At 72.7% G+C, this 6,898-nt stretch carries 9 protein-coding genes; 3 read left to right on the top strand and 6 right to left on the bottom strand.

Features of this window, described 5'->3' with window-relative positions; all coding sequences use genetic code 11:
- Positions 1-103: 103 nt before the first annotated feature.
- Positions 104-361: a hypothetical protein gene (locus tag KS423_RS34025; protein WP_224283610.1), complete on the top strand. Its 258-nt coding sequence runs from the start codon at positions 104-106 to the stop codon at positions 359-361.
- Between the two features lie 55 nt (positions 362-416).
- Here KS423_RS34025 and KS423_RS34020 read toward each other — a convergent pair whose 3' ends face one another.
- Positions 417-959, bottom strand: a complete 543-nt coding sequence (locus tag KS423_RS34020; RefSeq protein WP_224283609.1) for a HEAT repeat domain-containing protein — start codon at positions 957-959, stop codon at positions 417-419.
- Between the two features lie 171 nt (positions 960-1,130).
- Here KS423_RS34020 and KS423_RS34015 point away from each other — a divergent pair, with 171 nt between their 5' ends.
- Positions 1,131-1,859, top strand: a complete 729-nt coding sequence (locus tag KS423_RS34015) for an SDR family oxidoreductase (RefSeq protein ID WP_224283608.1) — start codon at positions 1,131-1,133, stop codon at positions 1,857-1,859.
- A 180-nt stretch (positions 1,860-2,039) separates the two neighbouring features.
- Here the strand turns inward: KS423_RS34015 and KS423_RS34010 are convergent, their stop codons facing one another.
- The 5 genes from KS423_RS34010 to KS423_RS33985 all read right to left on the bottom strand — a co-directional run bounded on the left by KS423_RS34010 (position 2,040) and on the right by KS423_RS33985 (position 5,365).
- Positions 2,040-2,363, bottom strand: a complete 324-nt coding sequence (locus KS423_RS34010) for a hypothetical protein (RefSeq protein ID WP_224283607.1) — start codon at positions 2,361-2,363, stop codon at positions 2,040-2,042.
- A 120-nt stretch (positions 2,364-2,483) separates the two neighbouring features.
- Positions 2,484-3,362, bottom strand: coding sequence for an ABC transporter permease (locus tag KS423_RS34005; RefSeq protein ID WP_224283606.1), 879 nt, complete (start codon positions 3,360-3,362; stop codon positions 2,484-2,486).
- Positions 3,322-4,170 (bottom strand): ATP-binding cassette domain-containing protein, encoded by an 849-nt coding sequence (locus KS423_RS34000; RefSeq protein ID WP_224283605.1) that lies wholly within the window; start codon positions 4,168-4,170, stop codon positions 3,322-3,324. Before KS423_RS34000 ends, KS423_RS34005 begins: the two co-directional genes overlap by 41 nt.
- On the bottom strand, positions 4,167-4,667 hold the full coding sequence (locus tag KS423_RS33995; protein WP_224283604.1) for a MarR family winged helix-turn-helix transcriptional regulator: 501 nt from the start codon (positions 4,665-4,667) through the stop codon (positions 4,167-4,169). Before KS423_RS33995 ends, KS423_RS34000 begins: the two co-directional genes overlap by 4 nt.
- 401 nt (positions 4,668-5,068) lie before the next feature.
- The gene (locus KS423_RS33985) at positions 5,069-5,365 is read right to left on the bottom strand and encodes a hypothetical protein (protein ID WP_224283611.1); all 297 of its coding nucleotides are present in this window, start codon (positions 5,363-5,365) and stop codon (positions 5,069-5,071) included.
- 635 nt (positions 5,366-6,000) lie between these two features.
- Here KS423_RS33985 and KS423_RS33980 point away from each other — a divergent pair.
- Positions 6,001-6,519, top strand: coding sequence for a hypothetical protein (locus tag KS423_RS33980; protein ID WP_224283603.1), 519 nt, complete (start codon positions 6,001-6,003; stop codon positions 6,517-6,519).
- The last annotated feature ends 379 nt before the right edge of the window (positions 6,520-6,898 follow it).

Below are 6,898 nucleotides of genomic sequence, written 5' to 3'. Positions count from 1 at the left end.
CGCGCGCGCCCCCTTCCCCCGCGGCCGTGCCCGCCACGGCAGCCCGTCCCCGGCCCGCACCGGCCGGTCGCAGCCCGGCCGGCCCGGCACGCGAGGTGGGCCTATGGGCGATCTCCTGGGGTTCCTGCGCGCACGCAACGCGCAGGACAACCACGCCTATGCCTACGTGGCGCAGGTCTTCGGCCCCGAGGCGCTCCTCGACAGCCACCCGCCCATGCTCGACCTGGTCGACCAGCCGGCCCGGGAGCACGCCGCGGCGGACCCGTCGGACCCTCGCTCGGCCGGCCTCGGGTACGCGCTGCTCGTCCTGGCGCAGTCCTACGCCGGCCGCCCCGAGTACCGCGAGCAGTGGTGCCCCTGACCGGACGGGCGGCACAACGGCAGGACGGCCCGGCTCGCGCCGGCGCCGGGCCCGTTCACCCGGCCCTGCGGGCGGCGGTCCGTTCGTAGATGGCCCCGCCGGGGATGTACCAGCCTGCCTTCTTGCGGACCGCCGGGCTCGGGTCCTGGGCGTGGGAGGCCCTCAGGGCGGCCACGGCCCGGGCCTCGGCGTGAGCGAACCGGCCGACGAGCTCGGCGGCCCTGGCCCGGACACCTGGGTCGGGGTCGCGGGCCAGGTGGCGCAGGGCGGGTTCGAGGACCCGGTCCGCGCCCGGTGCGCACGTGTCGCCCTTGCACCGGTCGCAGGCCAGGGCGTGGAAGGCGGCGGTCCTCACCCGGGCGTCCGGGTCGTCGGCCATGGCGATGAGCCGGTCCATGGACTCGGTGTCGACCAGGTGGTCCAGCAGCCGGCAGCAGCCTTCCCGGACGGCCGGGCTCTCATGGGCCAGGCCTTCACGGATGGCCCCGGCCGCGCACTGCCCGCGCCGCAGCAGTTCCCGGTAGGCGGCCACCGTGCGCTGAGGGTCTCCGAGACACGAGACGAGGGCGTTGTCGTCGGTTCTGACGAATCCGAGCATGCGCCCAGTGTCGGGCCGCACGGCACGGACCGGCAAAGGAATTTCACCCCGCCGCCGCTGCGGGTGGCTCCTGCGGCCACGGCGGTCGGCCCGCTCGGGTCGGGTGCCATGCCATGCCCCACAGGGGTTCATATGCCATATTTCGGACATGATCCCGACGAAAGGCATGTCATGAAGTTCGCAGTCATCGGCGGCACCGGGCTGATCGGGTCACAGGTCGTCAGGAATCTGAACGCCGCCGGGCACGAGGCGGTGCCGCACTCGCAGTCCACCGGAGTCGACGTCATCAGCGGCCGGGGACTGGACCAAGCGGTGGCGGGGGCCGACGTCGTCGTCAACCTGACGAACTCCCCGACCTTCGACGAAGCCTCCCTCGCCTTCTTCCAGACCTCGATGGACAACCTTCTGGCCGCGGCCCGCAAGAGTGGCGTCGGCCACTTCGTCATCCTCTCGATCGTCGGCGCGGACCAGGTGCCGGAGCTGGACTACTACCGCGCCAAGGTGCTCCAGGAGGACATCCTCGCGGCCGGGCCGATCCCCTACTCGATCGTCCGGGCGACGCAGTTCATGGACTTCATGGACGCCGTCCTGTCCTGGACCGCCGACAGCGAAACCGTCCGGTTGCCCGCCACGCCGATCCAGCCGATCGCCTCCAGGGACGTGGCCGACGCGGTGGCGCAAGTCGCGGCGGGCGCCCCACTGGGCGGCATTCGCAACATCGCCGGCCCCGAGATCTTCCCCCTGGACGAGCTGGGCCGGATCACCCTGTCCCGCAAGGGCGACAACCGTGCCGTCGTCACCGACCCCACCGCCGGCATGTTCGCCGTCGTCAAGGGGGACGTCCTCACCGACACCGACGCCCACCTCGCCCCCACCCGCTACGCGGACTGGCTCTCCTGACTCGCCCGCACCCTCCCGGAGACGCGAACCGCGGGGAGCGCCACGTGCGTACTGCGCGGTGACGGCCTTGAGTTCCGGGCGTTCGAAGGCCTGCCCGGTGAAAAGCCGGTACCCCACGGCACGGCCCCCGGGCTCCGGGTGGGGCTGTGGCCGGCGCTGCGCAGCGGGCGGGTTCCCCCGTCAGGTGACCGCCCGGGATGCGGACAGGTGCAGCTTGAAGGGCGACCCGCCTGCGCCGGGCGTCCAGCCCTTGGAGCGCGCGCAGCGGATGCCCGCGGCGACCTCCCGCGGCATGACCACGTGCGCCGGCACCGCGTCCGGGGTGCGGAGGGTGGGCCGGCCGGTGTCCACGACGAGTGTCGTTCCGGGGGCGGTCGCGTCCTCCACCGCGTAGCCCAGGGTGCTGCCCTCGTAGTCGCAGCACCAGTGCTGCCTGCTCACGCGCCAGCGGTACGCCACACCGTCGACGACGATGCGGCGGGAACCCTTCTTGGCCAGTGCCACGATGGCGCCTTTCGGTCTTCGGTTCGTCCGTGTGCCTGTCGGCAGTCTCCTCGGGCGGGCCGCGCATGTCACCGGGTTTCCCGGCGCCGGAGCCGGCGTCGGCGCTCCACCGCGCCCCGCTCAGCGCGCCAGGCGCCCCAGCAGGGCGGAGGAGGCGGCGATGCCGAGGAGGGTGGCGAAGGCGAGGACGGCGAGGTCCAGGGGCAGGTGGGAGGGGGTGCCGATGAGCAGGCCGCGCAGCGCGTCGACCTGGTAGCTGAGCGGGTTGGCCTTGCTGACGGCCTGGAGCCAGCCGGGCATCAGGTCGAGCGGGTAGAGGGCGTTGGAGGCGAAGAACAGCGGCATGGTGACGGCCTGGCCGATGCCCATGAGGCGGTCGCGGGTGAGCACGATGCCGGCGATGGCCATCGACAGGCAGGAGAAGAACGCCGAGCCGAGCAGCACGACGGCCACGACGCCCAGCAGCCGCAGCGGGTTCCACGTCATGGCGACGCCGAGCACGGCGGCGATGAGCACCACCACCGCGGCCTGCAGGACGGCCTTCACCCCGGCGGCGAAGGCCTTTCCGGTGACCAGGGCGGCGCGCGGGGTCGGGGTGACCAGCAGTTTGGTGAGGACCCCGGAGTCCCGCTCCCAGATGATCATGATGCCGTAGAAGATCGCGATGAACATCGCGGACTGGGCGATGATGCCCGGCGCGAGGAAGTCCAGGTACGGGATGCCACCGGTGGGGATGGCCTTGAGGCGGGTGAACGTCTCGCCGAAGATCAGCAGCCACAGCGCCGGCTGGACGGCCCGGGTGTACAGCTCGGTGCGGTCGTGGCGCAGCTTCTGGAGTTCGACGGTGCACATCGCGCCGATGCGGGCGGGCACCAGGCGCCAGCCGGTGCGGACGCGCGGGGGCACCAGCAGCAGGGAGAGGTCGGGGCCGGCGCCGGTGGGGCCGGGCCCTGGGGGCTCAGCCGACGCGGCCTGCGGTGCGGCGGGTTCGGCGGACATCGCTGAAGTCTCCTTCGGTGGCGTCGGTCAGCTGACGGCCGGCGAAGTGGCGGAAGACGTCGTCGAGGCTGGGGTCGCCCTGGGCCGGCTCGGCGTGGCGGACCCGGTCCTTGAGTTCGGCGGGGGTGCCGAGCGCGCGGATGCGGCCGCGGTCCATGAGGGCGATGCGGTCGCAGTGGCGGTCGGCCTCGTCCATGTAGTGGGTGGTGACCAGGACGGTCATGCCGGTGGCGGCCCGTACGGCGTCCACGCGTTCCCACACGCCGGTGCGCGCGATCGGGTCCAGGCCGATGGTGGGTTCGTCGAGGACGAGCAGGCGCGGGGCGCTGACCAGGGCCTGGGCGAGTTCGAGGCGGCGCACCATGCCGCCGGAGTAGGTGGCGGCCATCCGCTCGGCGGCCTCGGTGAGGTCGACGGCGGCGAGGGCCTGGGTGACGCGTTCGGCGCGTTCGCGGCGCGGGACGTCGAAGACGCGGGCGAACAGGGCGACGTTCTCGCGTCCGGTCAGGGCGGCGTCGGCGGACAGCTGCTGGGGGACGTAGCCGAGCAGGCGGCGCACCTGCATGGGGTGGCGGGCGGCGTCGTGGCCGAAGACGCGCACCATGCCGGCGCCGACGGGCAGCAGGGTGGTGATCGCGCGGATGGCGGTGGTCTTGCCGGCACCGTTGGGGCCCAGCAGGCCGAACACCTCGCCGGTGCGCACGGTCAGGTCGATGCCGTCGACGGCCCTGGTCGTTCTGCCGCGGCCATGGCGGAAGACGTACTCCAGGCCCTGGCACACCACCGCGTCCGCGTCCTCGGCGTTCATGCCTCCTCCTCCCCGGGTCTTGCGGGTCCTGCGGGCAGGGTGCGCAGGCCTTCGGCGACCTGCCGCAGGGCGGGCAGGGCTGCGGCCAGGGCCTCGCGCTGGTCGGTGGGCAGTGCGGCGACGATGTCCTCCATCAGCGCGCGGCGGCGCCGGCGCCAGGCCTCGATCCGCTCCACGGCCTCGGGGGTGGCGTGCAGGAGGGCGGCCCGGCGGTCGGCGGGGTCGGTCTCGCGGCGCAGCAGGTGGAGGGCAACGAGCTGGTTGACCAGGGTGGACACGGAGTTGCCGGCCAGGCACAGCTCCTCGGCGGCTTGGGAGACGCGCAGTCCGGGGGTGTCCATCACCAGGTGCAGCAGTTCGACCTGGGCGCCGCGCAGCCGGGGTTCGTCCATCGTCTGCCGCAGGCGGCGGCGGACCAGGCGCTGGATGCCGACGAGGAGGGTGGAGAACTCGTCCGCCGGCGCGACGTCGAGCGCCTGGGGCTCTGTCGCGGTCATACCCTCATTTTAGCTCTCAGTGAGAGCTATCCGTCGAGGGCTCTCATGCTGCCCTCTGTCCGTGCAGGAGGGCGGGCAGGGAGCGGCCGGCGAGGGCCTCGGCGGCGCGGGCCGGCTTGGACACCGAGGCCGCTACGGAACGGAACACCGTCGAGCGGTGCATCAGCCGCCTGAAGCATTGGCGCACCCTGGCCGTGCGCACCGACGAGTTGGCCATCGCCTGCACCGGCCCCGTCCCGGCGTGGGAAGTCGGCCCCGTCGACTTCCCACACCACCACCCGGTCGTCCGCGCTCGGACGCCGCAGCGCGGTGAGCGTTTCCCGCCGGGAGCCCGGTCCCGCGGGACGGCTGCCGTCCCACCACCACTTCGCACATGCGCGCCAGTCCTGGGGGCTTCGTGTTCACCAAGCATTCCAGAGCGCACCATGACGGTGGTGGACCGGAGGGACATCTGCGTCGTCAAGATCGTGGCCGGCGTGGTGCAGCCCGCGGATCCGCTGGGCGTCGAGCCGGCCCTGGAGCCGGGCCCGGCCTTCAGCCGTAGCGATCTCGGCGGCGAACGAGCCCTTCCTGCAGTAGAGCACCGTCCACTGCCAGGAGGTGATCCGACGCCACGTCTTCTTCGGGACAGGGCGACGGCCTTCGCGGGCGGCCCGGGCCAGTTCAGCGTGCGTGTAGCGCAGGTCATACAGGGACATGAACTCCGATGCGCCTTCTCGGACGCGGAGTTGCCTGGGAGTCGTGCGGACGGTTCGGGACATCGAGAGCCTCCGTAGGGCCCTCTGGACTCTCCAGAGGTACCTACGGCGGATGCGTATTGGTCAGCACGACTCCCCCCTCGCCGGTCGGGACGATCTGCCCAGCAGCACAGTAGTCGCGCAAAGGCACGGAGGCCGGGGCCCCCATTGCGGGGCCAAGCCGCTCCGAGATCCTTCACGGAACTGCAGCCAGATCCTCTGACCTGGTCCCGTTCTTCCGGTCCGGTTTGGCCCCGGGTTGGGGTCGCCGGGCGTGTGGTTCCGGTCTGAGGCGGCCCCGGCTTCCGGCATCGGACGGCCCGTCAACGGCCGAGGGCAGGCAGGACGGACGCCCGTACGTGATCGGCTCGGAACTCTCCTTCACGTCCGACGGGACGGGCGAGGTCCGGGCCCCCTCGAACACCCGGCACGGGAAGTCGTCCCCTGCGGCTTCCCGCTGCCGGGCGGTGTGGTCGTCGACGGGTGATCATCCGTCACCGCGCGGATGTGATAAAGGTGTTGCGACCGGGGCGGGAGGATGTCGCACGCTGCCGGCATGCTGGGCGGATCACCGTTTCCGCGGGAATGGGGGGCAGATGTCGGACAGGGTCATGCCGCTGAGCGCGGCGCCGCGGCTGGGTACGTTCAACGGGTTCGGGCGCACGATGCTGGGCAAGACCCGCGTGGACGCCGCGGGGGCCTGCTTCGCCACCCGCTGGTTCACCATGCTGATGCTGCCGATCCGGCCGCTGGGCCGCTACTACGTCAAGGAAGGCGAGACGGTCAGCGTCTCCGGGCGGGCCGGCGCCTCGACGGACACCACCGAGTACGTGTTCCTCGGCGAGGCCGAGCTGCGCGCGAGCGAGGTGATCCGCACCTACCTGTTCTGCTGGGTGGTGGTGCCCCTCGTCGTCGCCGGTCCGGTGACGCTCTTCGGGCTCAACGCCGACGCTTTCAGCCGCGCGCACCCGGTCTGGTTCCTCGTGCTGCTGCTCGGGCTCCCCGTCGTCGGCATCATCGCGCTGGCGTGGCTGCTGGTCCTCAACGAGAAGTTCCTCGCGCCGCTGCGCGTGCCGGAGTGGGGCGAAGCCCGGCCGACGAACCGAAGGGCCTGAGGGCCAATCCTGCGCCCCGCAGGCCTGCTCCGCCCCGGATTGGGAAGTCGGCCCCGCCGACTTCCTGCTCCGCCCCCGCCCCGGTTCGTCCGCGAGTCGGGAGAGCGCTCGGGTGGTCGTGCCGGTCACAGGGCGATCGGAGGGCCGCCCCCGTGCGCGTCGGCGAGTTCCCGTAGCCGCTGATGGTGCTTGTGTGCCGCCGCCCCGGGCCGAGCCGGGGTAGGTTTTCCGTTTCCTCGTACGGCGGTTCGAAGGGGGGGCAGGCAGGACGGGGGGCGAATCCGCGGGCCGTGCGCGGCCCCCGCCCCGTCCGCGCCGGTGTCAGCCCCGCGGTCGGGGGACGTCGCCCGTCGGGAGGGGCCGCCGCCGCGGGTGCGGG

Origin of the sequence: Streptomyces sp. LS1784, assembly GCF_020103755.1 — a bacterium.
Taxonomy (GTDB): Bacteria; Actinomycetota; Actinomycetes; order Streptomycetales; family Streptomycetaceae; genus Kitasatospora.
This window is presented reverse-complemented; position numbering and strand designations above follow the sequence as displayed.